The following is a 276-nucleotide window of genomic DNA, read 5'->3' as shown; positions in this document are numbered from 1 at the left end:
GTCTGACGAGGAACCTTCGGGATCAACGAGAATGTCCGCGATGTTCCGCACATCGCGTAATTCATGCGCGCCGCGCCAGACTTCGAGCAGCGGGTTGCATGCAGCCGACTTCGCGTCGGTCGGGTTGAACAGCAGGCAATGCGAAAAGCGCGAGTGCCAGCCCGCGGTGATGGCCCAGTTCTCGCCCTTGATATCGTGGATGATGGCGGACGTTGGCCAGCTCAACAGCATGGGGATCGCTAGGCCAACGCCTTTCCCCGATCGCGTGAGCGCAAA

Annotated in this window: 1 protein-coding gene; it reads right to left on the bottom strand. The window is 61.2% G+C overall.

Going from position 1 to position 276, the window contains the following annotated elements:
• Positions 1-276 (bottom strand): type IV secretory system conjugative DNA transfer family protein (locus SB764_RS39880; protein WP_410866733.1); only part of this gene is annotated, 276 nt, incomplete at both ends.

Origin of the sequence: Paraburkholderia sp. SIMBA_027 (assembly GCF_046535315.1) — a bacterium.
GTDB lineage: Bacteria > Pseudomonadota > Gammaproteobacteria > Burkholderiales > Burkholderiaceae > Paraburkholderia > Paraburkholderia tropica.
Note: the sequence above shows the minus strand (reverse complement) of the source record. Positions and strands in the feature narration are given on the sequence as shown.